The 17,246-nt window shown below is 63.6% G+C and carries 15 protein-coding genes; 9 read left to right on the forward strand and 6 right to left on the reverse strand.

From position 1 onward, the window contains the following. Positions 1–31: 31 nt before the first annotated feature. Positions 32–2,329, reverse strand: coding sequence for a DNA internalization-related competence protein ComEC/Rec2 (locus tag JMJ54_RS13805; protein ID WP_203539141.1), 2,298 nt, complete (start codon positions 2,327–2,329; stop codon positions 32–34). A gap of 57 nt (positions 2,330–2,386) precedes the next feature. On the opposite strand from JMJ54_RS13805, the gene JMJ54_RS13810 reads away from it, so the two are divergent. The 5 genes from JMJ54_RS13810 (at position 2,387) to JMJ54_RS13830 (ending at position 6,213) form a co-directional block, all read left to right on the forward strand. Continuing rightward, complete coding sequence (locus JMJ54_RS13810) at positions 2,387–3,559, forward strand: UbiH/UbiF family hydroxylase (RefSeq protein ID WP_203539142.1); 1,173 nt, start codon at positions 2,387–2,389, stop codon at positions 3,557–3,559. Positions 3,560–3,600: 41 nt separating this feature from the next. Then, positions 3,601–4,335: a DsbC family protein gene (locus tag JMJ54_RS13815; RefSeq protein WP_203539143.1), complete on the forward strand. Its 735-nt coding sequence runs from the start codon at positions 3,601–3,603 to the stop codon at positions 4,333–4,335. A gap of 241 nt (positions 4,336–4,576) precedes the next feature. Continuing rightward, positions 4,577–4,918, forward strand: coding sequence for a hypothetical protein (locus JMJ54_RS13820; protein WP_203539144.1), 342 nt, complete (start codon positions 4,577–4,579; stop codon positions 4,916–4,918). Continuing rightward, on the forward strand, positions 4,919–5,383 hold the full coding sequence (locus JMJ54_RS13825) for a DUF805 domain-containing protein (RefSeq protein ID WP_203539145.1): 465 nt from the start codon (positions 4,919–4,921) through the stop codon (positions 5,381–5,383). Between the two features lie 302 nt (positions 5,384–5,685). Continuing rightward, positions 5,686–6,213, forward strand: coding sequence for a hypothetical protein (locus JMJ54_RS13830; RefSeq protein ID WP_203539146.1), 528 nt, complete (start codon positions 5,686–5,688; stop codon positions 6,211–6,213). Positions 6,214–6,328: 115 nt separating this feature from the next. On the opposite strand, the gene JMJ54_RS13835 is transcribed toward JMJ54_RS13830, so the two are convergent. Further along, entirely contained in the window at positions 6,329–7,039 is a 711-nt protein-coding gene (locus JMJ54_RS13835; protein WP_189462138.1) for a MarC family protein, read from the reverse strand. A 199-nt stretch (positions 7,040–7,238) separates the two neighbouring features. On the opposite strand from JMJ54_RS13835, the gene JMJ54_RS13840 reads away from it, so the two are divergent. Further along, positions 7,239–10,877, forward strand: coding sequence for a phosphocholine-specific phospholipase C (locus JMJ54_RS13840; RefSeq protein ID WP_203539147.1), 3,639 nt, complete (start codon positions 7,239–7,241; stop codon positions 10,875–10,877). Positions 10,878–10,932: 55 nt separating this feature from the next. Here JMJ54_RS13840 and JMJ54_RS13845 read toward each other — a convergent pair whose 3' ends face one another. Continuing rightward, positions 10,933–11,280, reverse strand: a complete 348-nt coding sequence (locus JMJ54_RS13845; RefSeq protein ID WP_203539148.1) for a GFA family protein — start codon at positions 11,278–11,280, stop codon at positions 10,933–10,935. Between the two features lie 238 nt (positions 11,281–11,518). Between JMJ54_RS13845 and JMJ54_RS13850 the strand changes: the two genes are divergently transcribed. Continuing rightward, on the forward strand, positions 11,519–13,129 hold the full coding sequence (locus tag JMJ54_RS13850) for a methyl-accepting chemotaxis protein (protein WP_203539149.1): 1,611 nt from the start codon (positions 11,519–11,521) through the stop codon (positions 13,127–13,129). Between the two features lie 68 nt (positions 13,130–13,197). On the opposite strand, the gene JMJ54_RS13855 is transcribed toward JMJ54_RS13850, so the two are convergent. Beyond that, positions 13,198–13,539 (reverse strand): zinc ribbon domain-containing protein YjdM, encoded by a 342-nt coding sequence (locus tag JMJ54_RS13855; RefSeq protein WP_203539150.1) that lies wholly within the window; start codon positions 13,537–13,539, stop codon positions 13,198–13,200. 221 nt (positions 13,540–13,760) lie between these two features. Between JMJ54_RS13855 and JMJ54_RS13860 the strand changes: the two genes are divergently transcribed. Continuing rightward, complete coding sequence (locus tag JMJ54_RS13860; protein ID WP_203539151.1) at positions 13,761–14,465, forward strand: hypothetical protein; 705 nt, start codon at positions 13,761–13,763, stop codon at positions 14,463–14,465. 45 nt (positions 14,466–14,510) lie between these two features. Next, positions 14,511–14,906, forward strand: a complete 396-nt coding sequence (locus JMJ54_RS13865; RefSeq protein ID WP_203539152.1) for a DUF3224 domain-containing protein — start codon at positions 14,511–14,513, stop codon at positions 14,904–14,906. Between the two features lie 27 nt (positions 14,907–14,933). Here JMJ54_RS13865 and JMJ54_RS13870 read toward each other — a convergent pair whose 3' ends face one another. Further along, positions 14,934–16,121 (reverse strand): M20 metallopeptidase family protein, encoded by a 1,188-nt coding sequence (locus JMJ54_RS13870; protein WP_203539153.1) that lies wholly within the window; start codon positions 16,119–16,121, stop codon positions 14,934–14,936. A 77-nt stretch (positions 16,122–16,198) separates the two neighbouring features. Further along, positions 16,199–17,236: an aldo/keto reductase gene (locus JMJ54_RS13875; protein ID WP_203539154.1), complete on the reverse strand. Its 1,038-nt coding sequence runs from the start codon at positions 17,234–17,236 to the stop codon at positions 16,199–16,201. Positions 17,237–17,246: the final 10 nt, after the last annotated feature.

Raw genomic sequence — 17,246 nt, forward strand, 5'->3', positions numbered from 1 at the left:
GTGGACTCGGTAGGTTCAGATGCCGACTGTATCAGTCACCGGGATTGTCGGGGAGTGACAGTGCGTCGCTACGATCAGCCGACCAGTACGCCTGATGGTCCGCACGCCAGCGCCGGGTCTGGACTGCCCGGCCGACATCGAGCGTGATCGCGCCGTCGTCATCGGTGCGCAGCACCCTGGCACCGGCGTCGGCATAGCGCTCGACGATGCTCGGGTGCGGGTGATGAAAACGGTTGAGGTAGCCGGCCGAAAAAACGACCCACTGCGGCGCAGTCGCATCGATCAGGCTTTGCGACGATGACGAACGGCTGCCGTGGTGCGGCGCGACGACGAGATCGGTTGCCGGCAGGCCGCGCGACACGAGTTCGAGTTCCTCGTTGCGACCAAGATCGCCGGCGAGCAGCAACGCATGGCCCGAAGGCGTGCTGATCCGGAGCGTGCAGCTGCTGGCATTGTCGCTGGCCTGGGCAACACCGGCGGCGGGCCACAGCACGTCGAAGCGTACGCCGTCCCACTGCCAGCTTTGGCCGGCGGTGCAGCCGACATGGCGTGTTCCCAGCTGGCGCGCCGGGTGATCGGCCGGCAGGGTCGAGTGCAGCAGCGCGGTGCCGAAACCTTGCAGGACGGCTTCCGCACCGCCGCTGTGGTCGTTGTCGTTGTGCGATACGGTCAGCAGATCGAGCCGGCGAATGCCCAGCGCACGCAGCGTTGGCAGAAGGGCGCGGTCGGTTGCCGCGGGCGGGCCGGTGTCGTACAGCAGCGTATGTGTCCGCGTCTGCACCAGAACCGCCAGTCCTTGGCCGACATCGATGACCGTGGCGCGGAAAGTACCCGGTTCGCGCAAGGTCGACGCTGGTACGGCCAGCGGCAACAGCAATACCGGTGCATACAAGCGCCCGGCCACCCCGCGTGGCGATAGCCAAAGCACGACGCCAAGAGTAGCCGGTAGCCACGTCCAGAACGGGGGTGAGGCCATGGTCAGCACAGGCGCATGCGCGCACAGCTGCAGCCAGCGATCGGTAAGCGCGAAAGCGCACTCGGCCAGCCAGGGCAGGGTGCCAGTCGGGTCGAGCACGCCGACCAGCGAGAGCGGCGTGACGATCATGCTGACGAGCGGAATCGCCAGTGCGTTCGCCAGTGGCGAAATCAGCGGCAACTGCTGGAACACCAGCGCCAGAATCGGGAAGCTTGCCAGTGTCGCGATCCATTGCGCCGCGACCCAGCCGTGCCAGCGCGGCGATTCGCCCAGCGTCGCCGCACCGGCGTACAGCAGGGCGCCGACGGTGAGGAAGGACAGCCAGAAGCCGACCGACAGCGTGGCAAACGGGTCGATCAGCACGACGACCCCGAGCGCCAGCAGCCAGGTGAGCAGCGGCGCGCTGCTTTGACCGCGCCACAGGCCGACGGCGGCGATCAGCAGCATCAGCAGTGTCCGTTGCGTCGGCACGCTCAGGCCCGACAGCATGCTGTAGCCGAGTGCCGCCAGCACGCCGGCCACCAGCGCCGCGCGTTGCGCCGGTATGCGCGCAACCAGCCGTGGCATGCGGCGCCAGCCGGCGTTGACCAGCGCACCGAGCAGCGTGGCCCAGAGCGTGATGTGCAATCCGGACACGCTGATCAGATGTGTCACGCCGGTGGCGGCGAAGCGCTGCCACTGCTCCTTCGGTACACCACCCTGATCACCGACCGCCAGCGCGACGATGACGCCTGTGTAAGGGGCGTTGCCGAGCTGGTGCAGCAGCCGGTTGCGCAGCGCTTCGCGCAGCCGGGCAATGCCTGCCTGCCACGCATGGCCGGGCAGGCGTTCGGCTGCCTTGACGCTGGCGGTTGCGCCGATGTTTTCGCCCAGCAGCCAGCGCTCCAGATCGAAGCCACCGGGATTGGCCAGACCGTGCGGCCGTTTCGGTTTGAGCGTCAGCCGCCAGCGCTCGCCGGCTTGCGGCTGCAGCCGGTCACCGTAGCTGCTGACCTGAACGCGCGCAGGCAGTCCCGGCGGATCGCTGTTCGTGACGGCAAAGGTGAAGCGCCAGCCGTACTGTCCGTGCTGCGGCAGGTCGGTAATGTAGCCGTCGGCGACGGCGGTGCGCTGCTCCAGCCCGGCCGGCAGCCGGTCCGCAAGCCGCCATTGGGCGCGCAGGTCGGCGTAGCCGAAGCCCAGACCGAGTGCGAGAACCAGGGCGGCACCCGGTCGCCACCGGGCCGAACCGAGCAGCGGCACCAGCGTGATGGCCATGACGAACAACGGCAGCCAGAGCGGCGGCAGCGCGGAAAGGGGCTGCAAGGCGCAGACACCGGCAACAAAGGCGACGAGGATCAGGCAAGTAGGCACGCATCAGCGTAGATGCGGCATTTCGTTCAGGCAAACCGGCCTGCTACACTCTGCGCCATGCACTACGACGCAGACATTCTGATCATCGGCGGTGGCCTTGTCGGCACCGCACTGGCGGCCGCGCTGGCGCCGAGCGGGCATTCGGTGTTGCTGCTCGAAGGCCGTACGCCGCAAACCGAAACGCCGAGCGCGCAGTGGGACAACCGCGTGTATGCGATCAGCCGCGCCAGCGAGAAGCTGCTGCGCGGCATTGGCGCGTGGCAGCGGCTCGACATCGACCGGATCCAGCCGGTGTCGCAGATGCAGATCACCGGCGATGACGGCCGCAGTGCGCTGAAGTTCGATGCGCTCGACGCCGGTATCGACGCGCTGACGACCATCCTCGAAAGCGGCAATCTGCAGGCCGCGCTGTGGCAGACCGCGCTGGCGGCGCCGAATGTCAGCGTATTGGCGCCGGCCGAGCCGGTTGCGTTTGCCCATGACGCCGACGGTGTTACCGTCTCGCTCGCCGATGGCCGCGTGCTGCGCGCACGGCTGGCGGTCGGCGCCGATGGTGCCAACTCGTGGCTGCGCCGCAGCGCCGGCATCGACAGCAGTGCACGCGCCTACGAGCAGTGGGGCGTGGTTGCCAATTTCGAGACCGAACGCCCGCATTACGGCGTGGCGCGGCAATGGTTCTTCGACGACGGCATCCTCGCGTGGTTGCCGCTGGCCGGCAAACGGATGTCGATCGTCTGGTCGTGCTTCGAGGCGCGCAAGGATGAATTTCTGGCGCTGCCCCAGGCCGAACTCGACGCCAAGGTGGCTGCGGCCGGTGGCCGGGCACTGGGTGAACTGCATTGCATTACCCCGGCGGCGGCGTTTCCGCTGCGGCTGACACATGTGCGCGAGCTGGTCCGCGACGGCGTCGCGCTGGTCGGCGACGCTGCGCATACCGTGCATCCGCTGGCCGGGCAGGGCGTCAACCTCGGTTTCGGCGACGTGGCCGAGCTGGCGAAGCTGCTGGCTGCTACCGATGTCAGCCTGCTCGGCGACCGGCTCAACCTGCGCCGTTACGAGCTGGCGCGGCGCGAAGCGATTTACCTGATGCAGGGCGCGTGCGACGGCCTGCAGAAGCTGTTCAACAACCGCAACCCGATTTTGAAAACGCTGCGAAACGCCGGGCTGGGCCTGACCGATTCGCTTCCATGGATCAAGCAGCAGTTGATACGTCACGCGATGGACGCGTGAGTCACCACGCGATCGACGTGTATACCCACAGAGGAAACCGTATGAAGTTGAACCGCATCACCAAGAGCCTGGCCGTCATCGGCATGGTTGCGCTGACCGCGTGCTCGGCACAGGCCGATTCGAAGACCGACGTGAAGCAGATCCGCCAGAAGCTGGCGTCGACGCTGCAGGGGCGTGAAATCACGGCGGTGAACCCGAGCCCGATCAAGGGCGTGTACGAAGTCGTCATCGCCAACCGCCAGATCGTCTACACCGACGCACAGGCCAATTTCGTCATCGTCGGCGACATGGTCGACGTGGCCAAGAAGGAAAGCGTCACCGAACGCCGCATGGCCGAGCTGATGAAGACCGACTTCAGCAAGCTGCCGATGGATCAGGCGATCAAGGAAGTGCGCGGCAACGGCGCACGCAAGCTGGCGGTGTTCTCCGATCCGGACTGCCCGTTCTGCAAGCGCCTGGAGCAGGAAAGCCTGAAAGGCATCGACAACGTCACCATCTATACCTTCCTGTTCCCGCTCAACATCCACCCAGATGCCGAGCGCAAGTCGAAGCTGATCTGGTGTGCCGACGACAAGGCGGCCGCGTGGAGCAACTTCATGAACAACGGCAAGTTGCCGGAAGGTAAGTCCGACTGCGCCAGCCCGATCGAGAAGAACTTGGTGCTGGGCGAGTCGCTGGGCATTACCGGCACGCCGGCGCTGATCTTCGGCAGCGGCCGCATCGTCTCCGGCGCGATTCCGCGCCAGCAGATCGAACAGCTGCTCGACGCCAAGTAAGCCACGGTAGCTGCGACGAAAAAAGCCCACTGATTCAGTGGGCTTTTTTTGTGTTCGTGACAACAGATTCAGCGTCGCCGTGCGTGGCGAGCGCAGGGTACCGTACACTCGTAGACAGCAATTTAGTAAACTAATAGAAAGAGTGTGGCGTTCATTTTTAACTTTCGAACGTATCGCATATTTTTATACTCCCTTGTATTCACCTTGTGACATACACCATTTCCTTAGTGTGTTTGCCAAAATGAAAATAACAATTAATCACTTCTTTGTGCTTTGCCTAGTCTTGTTGGTAATAACTGGTGTGATACAAGTTTTCGCAGAAAAAACCATTGAAAGCTTCACTGGTTCCGGCTTCATTGTGGGTATTTTGGCAATCGTTATTGCTGGTTTTCGTCTACAAAGCAATTTGAACTCATCTCAGCCGGAATGCACGCCTGATCAAAAAATTACAGAGATACTTCAAGAGAACAAATTAAAGGACGAACATAATCTTCAGCGTTATCTACCTGCAGGGTTGCTATTCCTTTCTGGTGTCATCTGGATTGCCTTGATGCAAGCGGTTCGCTACTTCTTTAGAGCGTAGGTGCTGCACCGTCTTATAGGGAAATCATGCTTGGTGCTTCGTTCTGAACGAGGGATAAATGCCGGCTGCCTGTCTCTTTCTTTAGATTGGTTTACGAAACTAATGATCCATGGGGTGGATATGAATTATTATATAAAAGCACTGAGAAATTTTGCAAACTTCAAGGGCAGATCCACTCGAAGAGAGTACTGGATTTTTGTCTTGTTTAATATCATTGTTTCTATCGTGATAATGATAGTGGCAGGAGTTGTAGGTAGCGTATTGGGGTATGGGAAAACTTTTTCTGATATGGTTAACGGAATTTACAGCTTGGGTATCCTTGTTCCTGGCTTGGCGGTGGGTGTTCGGCGATTGCACGATATTGGAAAGAGTGGTTGGTGGATTGTTGTCCCGTTTTTGAATCTTATTTTCTTTTGTTTTGCTGGTGATCCAAATGAAAATGAGTATGGGCTACCTTCTCGATAGTCCTGAAGTTGCAGTCGCCTTGGCAGTCTAATGGTCAGGGTTTAATTCCCTCTGTGTTCTGCTGCCTGTAGATTGATCTGGGTAAAATGAAGCCCGACGCTCAATTCATCACTTTATGGATTGTTGAGTAATGCGCTATCGTCGGACGCGTCTGGAGTAGGTACTTACTTCTTCACGGCCAATCCAGCTGCCCACTGCCAAGACGTGCTGATCCACCATGTTTTCGGGTGAATGTCGGTGTTGGCTTCATTTTATTTGGCCAAATTTACGTGCTGGTATATAGAAAATAGGATTTATTTCTGATGAGTTCAGATTTGCAGGTTCAGCATTTCACGACAGGCTGGCGTCTTGTCTTCCTGATGCAGCTGATGCTGCTCGGCGTTTGCGTGTGGATGTCCTGGGATGTTTACCATGATCCGTATGGCGGGTTTTATCAGGATTTGCCCAGCATTGTTCTGTTCAATTTCTGTTTCTTTCTCATGAGTTTTGTGATTGGTGCCGGTCTTGGTGTTCAGCGAGTCCGGCTGGATCGGGGGCGGGAGAAACTGGCTTATGCCAATCATTCGACTTGCCATCGCTGGAAGGAAGTAGATGTTGCTGACGTCCAGCGTGTTTCCATACGCTCTGCCACACGCACAATGGATGCACTGGTGGACTCGCTGCTTGTCGTCGTCCGTTCTCACGAACCTGGCACGCCGCAGTATGGCGTGACATTGCTGGATTCCCGAGTCACGCCCACGAACAAGCAAAGCCATTCGCCGCTGTTTGTCGCGGTCATGGATTTCATCAGGGAGTCGAATCCGGATGCCGAGATTCCTGCCTTGCAGTAGCCCACTGCATTGTCCTCCTTGAGGTCAGGCTCCAGGCCTGAGCCACAACTATCATTTCGGTAAACCGCATGCAGGTTCGCATGCCGGTTCCCGATCTTGTCTATGCGTTGTGTAGTTACCGCTTCAGCAAAGCTGGCGCCGAATGCGCAACAAAATCCGCCAGCAGCGCACTGGCGCCATCCCAGACGATCTGCACGCCGAGGCAGAACAGGATGAAGGCCGAGAGCCGCAGGAAGACGATGGTGCCGGTGCTGCCCAGCATCCGCATGATCTTTTCCGCGTAGCGATAGCAGAAGTACAGCGAGTAGGCGACCAGCGCGGTGGCGATGATGCTGGCGATCGGCATGTCCAGCCGGTGCAGCAGGCCCGGGCCCTTGAGGCCGGCGCCGAGGGTGATGGCGACGGTGATGGTGCCGGGGCCGACGGTGATCGGGAAGGTCAGCGGATAGAAGGCGCGCGAGCGCAGTTCCTCGTTGCTGTGTTCCAGCGCTACTGCCTGTTCTTCCAGCTTGCGGTTGCTGTTCTTGCCTTCGTCCGACAGCAGTTTCCAGCCCGCCGCGGCGACCAGCAGGCCGCCGGCAACGCGGATGATCGGCAGCGAGACTTCGAAGAAGTCGAGCACATAGCTGCCGGTGAACATGCTCACCAGAATCAGGAAGAAGCTGTAGATGCCGACGCGACGGGCAAGGATGGCTTTTTCCTGCTCGTTGTACGCCGTGGTCATCGACAGGAAGATCGGCGCGTGCCCCGGCGGATTCAGGATGGGCATCAGTGCGGCGACAACCAGCAGGATGTTGCCGAGGAAGGCGGTGATCGTTTGCAGCATGCAGCAAGCTCCGGGAGCCACGGCCGGGCGCGCCGGCAATGCCCCGATTGTAGTGCCGTCAGCCAGTGCCGTGCTGCGGGTTTCCCCATGTCATCTAGATGTCGTGACAAATTCACCAAGTGGAAAGCTGCGATTCATATTCGCCGTGCACAGTGCGCTGCCTCCCGTTAGAGGGGGCGACACAACAACGGAGAGAGAGATGAATCGTCGCAACTTCCTCAAGTACGGCGGGGTCGGCGCTGCGCTGAGCGCGCTGCCGCTCAGCCTGCAGAAGGTGCTGGCCGCCGGCACGCCGTCGGGCGGCAGCCTGTCGTCGGTGGCGCACGTGGTGATCCTGAGCCAGGAGAACCGCTCGTTCGACCATTACCTCGGTACGCTCAACGGCGTGCGCGGCTACAACGATCCGCATCCACTGCGCCTGCCCGACGGCAGCAGCGTGTTCGCGCAGAAAAGCGCCGCGGGCCAGGCGATCTGGCCGTTCCGGCTCAACAGCGCCACCACCAGCGGCCAGTGCATGGTCGATGTGACCCATGACTGGGCCACCGGCCGGCAGGCGTTCAATAGCGGGGCGATGGACAAGTGGATTCCGAACAAGGGCAATTACGGCATGGCGTATTACAGCCGCGCCGATATCCCGTTCCACTACGCGCTGTCCGACGCGTTCACCACCTGCGACCACTATTTCTGTTCGGCCGACACCAGCACCAACCCGAACCGGCTGTTCCTGATGTCGGGCAGCAACGGCGCCGGACTGTGGGCCAATGGTGCGTCGATGAACAACGACGAATCCAAACCGTTCACCTGGATGACCTACGCCGAGCGGCTCGAAGCGGCGGGCATCTCGTGGAAGATGTACCAGGAGGCCGACAATTACGACGACAACGCGCTGGCGTGGTTCGCCAACTTCAAGAACGCGGCGACGACGTCCAACCTCTACAAGCGCGGCATGACGCGTTTTGCCCGCACCCAGTTCGCGCAGGACGTCGCCAACGACACGCTGCCGGCGGTGAGCTGGATCATCGCCCCGGCGGCGCTGTCCGAGCACCCGAACCACAGCCCGAACGGCGGCGGCGATTACGCCAAGATCTTCCTCGACGCGCTCGCCAGCAACCCGGCGGTGTGGGCCAAGACGGTGTTCATCTACACCTATGACGAAAACGGCGGCATTTTCGATCACGTCGTGCCGCCGATTCCGCCGGCGGGTACGACCAACGAGTGGAGCGGCGGCTATCCGCTCGGCCTCGGCCACCGGATTCCGACCTGGCTGATTTCGCCATGGAGCGTCGGCGGCTGGGTGCACAGCCAGACCAGTGACCATACCTCGACGCTGCGTTTCCTCGAACGCTTCACCGGCGTGCAGGAGCCGAACATCAGCGCGTGGCGCCGCAGCGTCTGCGGCGATCTGATGGACGGTTTCGACTTTGTCGCCAGCGGTTACGGCTTCCCGTCGACGCTGCCGAACACCACGAATCTGGCCAGCGATGCTGCATTTGCCTGCGCCAACCTGCCGGCCGCACAGCCGAACGGCGAGGTCGCTGCGCCGAACATCGAAAACGGTGGCGCGCGGCCGTTGCGGCCGGTGGCGGTGCAGCCGAATGTCGATGCGTCGGTCGATCCGGCGACGAAGAAAATCACGCTGACCTTGAGCAACGGCGGAACGCAATCTGCGGCGTTCGACATCCACGGCTACGGCGCGCTGACATTCGCGCCGGTGTTCGCCACCGTCGGCAGCAGCGCGCAGACCCATGTGTTCGACGCCAGCGCCGTTGCCTCCGGCAAGTTCGATCTGGCCGTGCACGGCCCGAACAGTTTCTACCGCCGCTTTGCCGGCAACGTGCTGCCGACCGCTTGGCAGGGCGGGGCGTATCCGCAGGTGAGCGTGACGCCGAACCCGGCCGGTGGCGTCGTCGCCATCACGATCCAGAACCGCGCGCCGGTGGCGATCACCGTCAACGTCGACGACTATCTTGCCGGCGTGCGCACGCCGCAGACCATCGCCGCCAACGCCAGCCTGACGCTCAATCTGGCGACGCGCAGTAACTGGTACGACTTCATGCTGCTGGTCGGCGGCGACACCGGCAATGTCTTCGTCTACGAGTACTGCGGCCACATCGAGGGCGGCAACAGCATGACCTTCCCGGGGCGCGTGGCGATTCCGGGCGTCAGCCCCACGCCGACACCGGCGCCAGGCCCGACCCCCACACCAGCCCCTGGCGCCGGCTTCACCGCTGCGCTTCTGAGCGGCATGACGCATTACTACCGGCTGGAAAACGCCGGTGCCGACGACGTCGGCGGCTCGGCGCTGAGCACGGTCGGCCCGGTGGCCTACGGTGCCGGTGGCAAGTTCGGCTCGGCGCTGACGCTCGACGCCAAACAGGCCGCAGCGGCCTTCCTGCCGTTCGACATGGCCAAGGGTCCGGCCAGCTTCACGCTCGGCTTCTGGGTGAAGATGCCGGCCGGCATGACGACCGAAACCAGCGTGATGGCCAACAAGGACTGGGCGACCGGCAAGAATGCCGGCATCTCGATCGGCACCACGTCCGACGGCCGCTTCAAGTTCAACATCGGCGACGGCACCAACCGTGCCGACGGCTATATCGCCATGGTCACCGGTGCGTGGGTCTATGTGGCGATCGCGCTCGATACAGCCAGCAAGAAACTCGTCTGCTACGCCAGCAACGCCGCCGGCACGGTCTCGACGACGACGGTGAGCTACAGCAACGTCACCGGCAACATCGTGCCGAGCTACAACCGCTGGGCGTTGAACGAGGATGGTCGCGGCGACTATTACAGCCGCTTCCCGACCGAGCGCTACGTGCTGGCCTTCGACGATCTGGCGGTATGGAACCGCGCGCTGGCGGCGAGTGACATTCAGGCGATCGCGTCGGCCAGCCAGCCGATCGACAGCCTGCGCACCACGCCGACACCGGCACCTTCGGCATGGAGCAGTGCGCTGCTGACCGGGCTGGCGCATTACCACCGTTTCGACGCCGACGGCAGCGACGACGTCGCGGCCAGCACCGCGACGATCACCGGCACGGCGACGTATCCGGCGTCGCAGTACGGCAACGGCATCCGCCTCGACGCGCTGCAGGCCGCTGCGGCCTTCCTGCCGTACGACGTCAGTGCCACCAGCAACGCGTTCACGATGGGCCTCTGGGTGAAGATGCCGTCGGGCATGGGCACGAACATGACCAGCATCGTCGCCAACAAGGACTGGGCGACCGGCAAGAACGTCGGCATCTCGATCGGCGGTTCGGGCGACGGGCGCTTCAAGTTCAACGTCGGCGACGGCACCAACCGTGCCGACGGCTATCTGGCGATGCCGCTCGACACCTGGTGCTACGTGGCGATCTGCGTCGACAAGAGCGCCAGAACGATGCGCTGCTACGCCAGCCAGTCCGCCACCGACGTGCGCGAAACCGTGCTCGGCTTCAGCAACGTCACCGGCAACATCGTCCCGAGCTACGGCCGCTGGGCGCTGAACGAGGATGCGCGAGGCGACTACTACAGCCGCTATCCGGTCGAACGCTTCGTGCTGGGCTTCGATGACGTTGCCGTGTGGACACGGGCGCTGAGCATCGACGAGATCAAGGCGATTGCCGCATCGGGCCAGCCGATCGCCAGCCTGCGTGGTGGTACGCAAGCAACGGTCGCGACGATGTCGCTGAACGCCGCGGTCTGCGCTGCACCGTGGGCCGGTGCAACGACCTACGCGGCCGGCGAGTCGGCCAGCTACAACGGCCGCAATTACCGCGCCAAATGGGTGACGCAGGGCGAAGTGCCGGATCGCAACAGCGGCAGCGCCCGGCCGTGGGAAGACCTCGGCGCCTGCTGACCCGGCCGGAGCAAAAGAAACACCCCGCAATGCGGGGTGTTTCTTTTTGTCGGGGTTACTTGCTGCGGCCGTCGTACGGGTGGACCTGCACGCTGGCGAGGTCGATGCCCTCGATGCAGCGGATGTTGATTGCGGCAATGGCGTTGCCGGCCGGGTCGACCCCTTCGCCGAACGGGCCGCAGCCGCAGTGCGGACAGAAGTGGTGCTTGATCACGTGCTTGTTGAAGGTATACGTGCCGATGTCGGCTTCGGGCGTCAGCAGCCTGACGCTGGCGCGCGGTACGAACCAGAGCAGGTGGCCGCGACGCTGGCAGATCGAACAGTTGCAGTCGATGACCGAACCGATTTCGCCATCGATTTCGAGGGCAATCCGGCCGCAGTGGCAGCTGGCGCGATGGATCATGGTTGTTCCTTATGTTGGCGACATGGCGGTCATGTTTTTATAGCGCGTGGCGCGCGCGCCGTTCCCACCCTGCCGTCCATCCTTTGCCTATCTCGATGTCATCAGCGCGGTGCCGACGCGGTTATAATCCGCCCGTAAGTAAGAAAATTACAAATTACTAATATTTTTGACCCGCGATCTGCCACGAGCAGCTCAAACCAAGTCAAACCGCCTCATCAGGGGGGCGCAGGAGCAAAGCATGAAATTGTCTACCCGTCTGGGGCTGATCGTCGTTTGTGCGGTCGTCGGCCTCGTCATCATTGCCGGGTACGCCCTGCAGACCATCCGCTCGACCATGCTGCAGGAGCGCCGCGCCGAAATCCGCCTGCTGCTCGATCTGGCGGCGAACCAGATCCAACACTTCCAGGCGCTGGAGCAGAGCGGCAAACTGAGCCGCGAGGACGCCCAGGCACGCGCCATCGAAGCGACGTCGGGGCTGTCGAAGGGTGACGACTACGTGTTCGTGCGCAGCATGGACGCGAAGATGCTGGTTCACCCGAACCCCAAGCGTGTCGGCAAGGTCGACTTCGGCTCGAAGCTGCCTGACGGCCGAACCACGCATCAGGCCTATCTCGAGGTGCTGGCGAAAGGCGATTTCGGCTACACCGACATCGTGACCAAACGCCCCGGCAGCGAGGTCGAGGTGCCGAAGATCAACGGCGTGATCAAGGTGCCGGGCTGGGACTGGATCGTCGGTTTCGGCGTGTTTACCGACGACATCGAGCGCGCCTACTGGCACTACGCGCTGAACTTCCTGATCATCGGCCTCATCGTGCTGGCCGTGGTCGTGACCGTTGCGGTGATGATGTCGCGGCGCATCTACGGCCGCCTCGGCGGCGAGCCGGACTATGCCACCGAGGTGGCACAGGCGATCGCTGCAGGCGACCTGAGCCGCCGCATCGACGGCAAGGTGGCGCCGGACAGCCTGCTCGGCGCGGTGGCGACGATGCAGAGCAGCCTCCGGAAAATGATCGAAGGCATCCAGCAGGGCGCCGGCAGCCTCGGCCAAGCGGCCGCGAGCCTGTCCGGACAGATGACGCAGATCAATCAGGCCGCGCGCCAGTCGTCCGACGCGACCGCGGCCACGGCGGCGGCGATCGAGCAGATGTCGGTCAGCGTCGACCAGATTTCGGAAAGCGCCCGCGAGACCGAAGGCAATTCGTCGCGCTCGACCGAGCTGGCGACGCAGGGCGAATCGCTGGTCAACAATGCTTCGGCCGAAATCCAGCGTGTTTCCGCCCGGATCGGTGAAGCATCGGTGCTGATCTCCGGCCTCGTAGAGCGCTCGCGCGAGATCGACGGCATCGCCGCCGTGATCAAGGACATCGCCGACCAGACCAATCTGCTGGCGCTGAATGCCGCGATCGAGGCGGCACGTGCCGGCGAGCAGGGCCGCGGCTTTGCCGTGGTGGCCGACGAGGTGCGCAAGCTGGCCGAGCGCACAACGCAGGCGACCGGCGAGATCGCCGCGATGACGCAGGCGATCCAGGCCGATACCGGTTCGGTGGTCCACAGCATGGACGAAGTGAAGCCGCAGGTGGCGCGTGGCGTCGATCTGGCCGGTCAGGCCGCCGAAGCGCTGCGCGAGATCAGCGCCGGATCGGCATCGACACTGGGCAAGATCCGCGACGTCGCCAACGCCACGGCCGAGCAGAGCGTCGCCAGTGCCAGCGTGGCCAGCAATGTCGAGCGGATTGCCAATATGGTCGAATCGTCGGCCGACTCGGTCGCTGCGGCCAACCGCAATGTGCAGCAGCTCGAGGCACTGTCGACCGAGCTGAAGAATTCGGTATCCCGTTTCCGGCTCTGATCACGCCGGCAGGCCACAAAGAAAAACGCACATCCGGGGATGTGCGTTTTTTGTTGGGCGCAAGGCGTTCAGGCTTTCTTCAGAAAGCAGGCCTTGAGCATGAACTGGCCGGCATCGAGTTTGCAGTCGACCTCGTGGTCACCGTCGCCGACGAGACGAATGCTTTTGACCTTGCTGCCCTGCTTGAGCGTGATCGACGAACCCTTGACCTTCAGATCCTTGATCAGCACTACCGCATCGCCATCCTGCAGCACCGTGCCGTTGGCATCGCGCACCACGCGGGCCTCGTCATCGGCGGCGCCCGCAGCCTGCGGATTCCACTCGTGGCCGCAGTCGGCGCAGACGTAGTTGCTGCCGTCCGGGTAGGTGTTTTCCATCGCGCATTGCGGACAGGCGGGAAGGGTCGACATGGCAGGGCTCCGGTTCGTTGCAAGCCCGGCAGTATAGCGGGCGATGTGGCCCGGCCCTCCGGCACTATGTACGCCGCACATGGCGGCTTCGGGTTGCCGGAGAGCGGAAACAGGCGCGGGAACGATCGGGAATGTCGTTTTACCGTCATGACGATTGGCTAAACCGGCGAATCCGGCTATTCAGGAGATCGGCTGACCTGCTGCGCAAGGGAGGAGGGTGCATGGAAGTGGAGAAATACATCGACGGCGCGGACGACGCGACCGTTCGCAGGGTGTTGCAGGGCTTGCTGAAGGGGTTCCTGACCCCCGCCTTTGGCGCCCTGCCGAAGAACGAGGTCGAGCTGCTGTTCCTCGACGCGCTCGCGCAGATCGATGCAATCGATACCGATCCCGAGCTGTACGAGCTGGTGTCGAAGCTGCGCGTGACGCGTGCCAAGGCGCGCGGACTGATCTACGCCCGCGAACTGCGGCGCTCGTCCGTGGACGAGCTGGATGCGAAGGTGAAGGCGTTGCTGAAAAAGCCGCTGATCCAGAAGGATGGCGAAGCCTTCGTGCTTGAGGTCGAAAATCCGCTGGTATCCGATCACCTGCGTGCCAAGGTGAAGCAGCTCGGCTATCTGTCGGACGGCTCGTTCTCGCCGAGCATCGTCAAGCTCGGCCTTGACGCGATCTCGGCGCTGGCCGAGTCATCGGTGGCCGAAGCGGACAAGGAGTCGCTGCGGCTGGCGCTGGTGGCGGCCGGCGCGCCGGATACTTCGCTCAGGGGGATCTTCAAGGCCGCGATCAGGAAGGTGGCCAGCAAGGTCGCGGCCGATACCGGCGAGGCGCTGATGGACAAGGTGTCGGACTACCTGTCGCCGCTGATCGATGCGAGTGTCGACGCGATTCTGGAAAGGGCCAGTGACCTGTTCGACGGCGACGACTGACGGCGACGACTGACGGCGGCGACGACCGGCGATGGATTCAAGGAGATGGACATGCACGCAAGCGGGACATTCGAAGTCGAGCTGAAGGGGCTGGAGCTGCACGATCCGGCCGACGGGACGCTGGGGCGGCGGGCGATCGACAAGCGTTTCAGCGGTGATCTGGTGGCGACCAGCGTCGGCGAGATGCTGTCGGCCGGGACTGCCGTTGCCGGTTCGGCCGGCTATGTCGCGATCGAGCGGGTCAGCGGCATACTGGCCGGCCGCAGCGGCAGCTTCACGCTGCAGCACAGCGGAACGATGAACCGCGGCGTACCGCAACTGCACGTTTCGGTGGTGCCCGACTCCGGGACCGGTGAACTGGCGGGGCTGAGCGGGACGCTGGCGACCCGCATCGCCGATGGCCGGCATGATTACGATTTCGACTACCGCTTCGACACCTGATGCTTCGATGTCGGGCCGATAGCGGGGTCAGCGCTGCGTGGCGAAATGCGCGAGCAGATCGAGCGCGGTTTGTGCCAGCCAGGCCGCGCCAAGCGGCAGGGCGGCTTCGTCGACGATCATTTTCGGGCTGTGCAGCGAGTAGGGGCTGCGCTCCGCGCCCTGCGTGCCGAGCAGGGCGAAGCACGACGGCACGGCTTGTGCGGTGAACGAAAAATCCTCGCCCCCCATCAAGGGCGGCAGGTCGAGCAGTGCGCCATCGCCGAGCACCCGCCGGGCGGCATCGCGAGCCACGGCCGAGACACCGGCGTCGTTCATCGTCACCGGATAGCCGTTGGCGATCCGGCAATCGATGGTGGTGCCGTGCATCGCGGCGGTGTGTTCGCAGATCGCGGCGATGCGGGCGTGCACATGGGCACGGGTGTCCATGTTCAGCGTGCGGATGGTTCCGGTCAGCCGGACCGATTCGGCGACGATGTTGGTCGCCGATCCGCCCTGGATCGTACCGATGCTGACGACGGCGGTATCGGTCGGGCCGACGTTGCGCGCGACGACGGTCTGCAGCGTGGTGACGAGCTGCGCGGCGATGACGATGGCGTCGATACCGGCCTGTGGTGATACGCCGGCATGTGCGGCCCGGCCGTGAACGATGATCTCGACCTCGTCGCTGGCGGCCATCACCGCGCCGTCGCGGATGCTGATCCGCCCGGTGGGGATGACCGGCACCTGATGCAAGGCGATCGCCGCGCTGGCGCCGACATGCACGCCTTCCTTGACCATCCGTTGCCCGCCGGACCAGCCGTTCGGATCGTTGTAGCAACCTTCCTCGGCCGGCTGGAACACGAAGCGCACGGTGCCGGCAAAATCGGCGTCGAGCAGCAGCCGGGCCGCGCCGAGGCCCATCGCCACGTGGGTGTCGTGGCCGCAGGCGTGCATCACGCCGGGGGTGGTCGACGCATACGGCAGGTCGGTGTCTTCCTGGATCGGCAGTGCATCCATGTCGGCGCGGATGATGACGGTCGGGCCCTCGCCTTTTTTCAGCTCGGCAACGACGCCGGTGCCGGCGATCCCGCCGCGATAGGGCAGGCCGAGGGCGACCAGCTGGGCGATCACCCGTTGCGCCGTGCGCGTCTCGCGATAGCCCAGCTCCGGATGCTGGTGAATATCGCGGCGGATGGCGACGATGTCGTCGCGGAGGGCTTCAGCTTGGGCGCGCATGGTGGATTCCTTTCCGCTGGTCTTGGAGGTCAACGCTTCAGCCGGCGAGTGCGCGGGCGCAGGCACCGGATGAGCGTTTACAGGGCGGGGCTGTGATACTGACGGTATAGCTTTTCGATGCCGGCTTCGAGTTCTCCGGACAGCACGATGTCGCTGGCGCCGATGTTTTCGGTCAGTTGCGCCAGCGTCGTCGCTCCGATGATGGTGCTGGCGACGAACCAGCGGCTGTGGACGAAGGCCAGCGCCAGCTGCGCCGGGCTCAGGCCGTATTCGAGTGCGAGCTGCGCGTAGGCGGCGACCGCATCGTCGACGAAGGGCTTGCGGTAGCGCGAGCCGAAGGCCGGGAAGCGCGTCAGCCGGCCGTCGGCCGGGGCATCGGCGACGTATTTGCCGCTCAAAAGGCCGAACGCCAGCGGGCTGTAGACCAGCAGCGACACCTGCTCGCGGTGGCAGGCTTCGACCAGACCGGTCTCGAAGGTCCGGTTGATCAGGTTGTAGACGTTCTGGATCGTTTTGATGCGCGGCAGGCCGGCGGCATCGGCGGCCGCACCCCATTTGGCCACGCCCCAGGCGGTTTCATTCGACGTGCCGAGGTAGCGCACCTTGCCGGCGGTGACGAGTTTCGACAGCGCTTCGAGCTGCTCGTCGATGTCCGGCGTATCGGGCTTTTCGTCGGCCGGATCGTACTGGCTGGTGCCGAACATCGGCACCGCACGGGCCGGCCAGTGCACCTGATAGAGGTCGATGTAGTCGGTCTTGAGGCGAGCGAGCGAGGCATCGCAGGCCGCAACGATCTGCGCGGCATTCAGCTGCGGGCCGCCGCGAATCCAGTCCATACCGCGGTTCGGGCCGGCCACCTTGGTGGCGACGACGACCTGGTCACGTGGCTGCTTCACCAGCCAGTTGCCGACGTATTCTTCGGTGCGTCCCGCCGTGTCGGCCCTGGCCGGTACCGGGTACATTTCCGCCGCGTCGATGAAGTTGACGCCGGCCGCGCGGGCGGCATCGAGCTGTGCGTGGGCGTCGGCTTCGCTGTTCTGTTCGCCGAAGGTCATCGTGCCAAGGCAGATCGACGAGACCTTCAGGTCGGTGCCGGGCAGGGTGCGGTAATGCATCGCCATTCTC

Origin of the sequence: Jeongeupia naejangsanensis, from assembly GCF_016865585.1 — a bacterium.
GTDB classification, from domain to species: Bacteria; Pseudomonadota; Gammaproteobacteria; order Burkholderiales; family Chitinibacteraceae; genus Jeongeupia; species Jeongeupia naejangsanensis.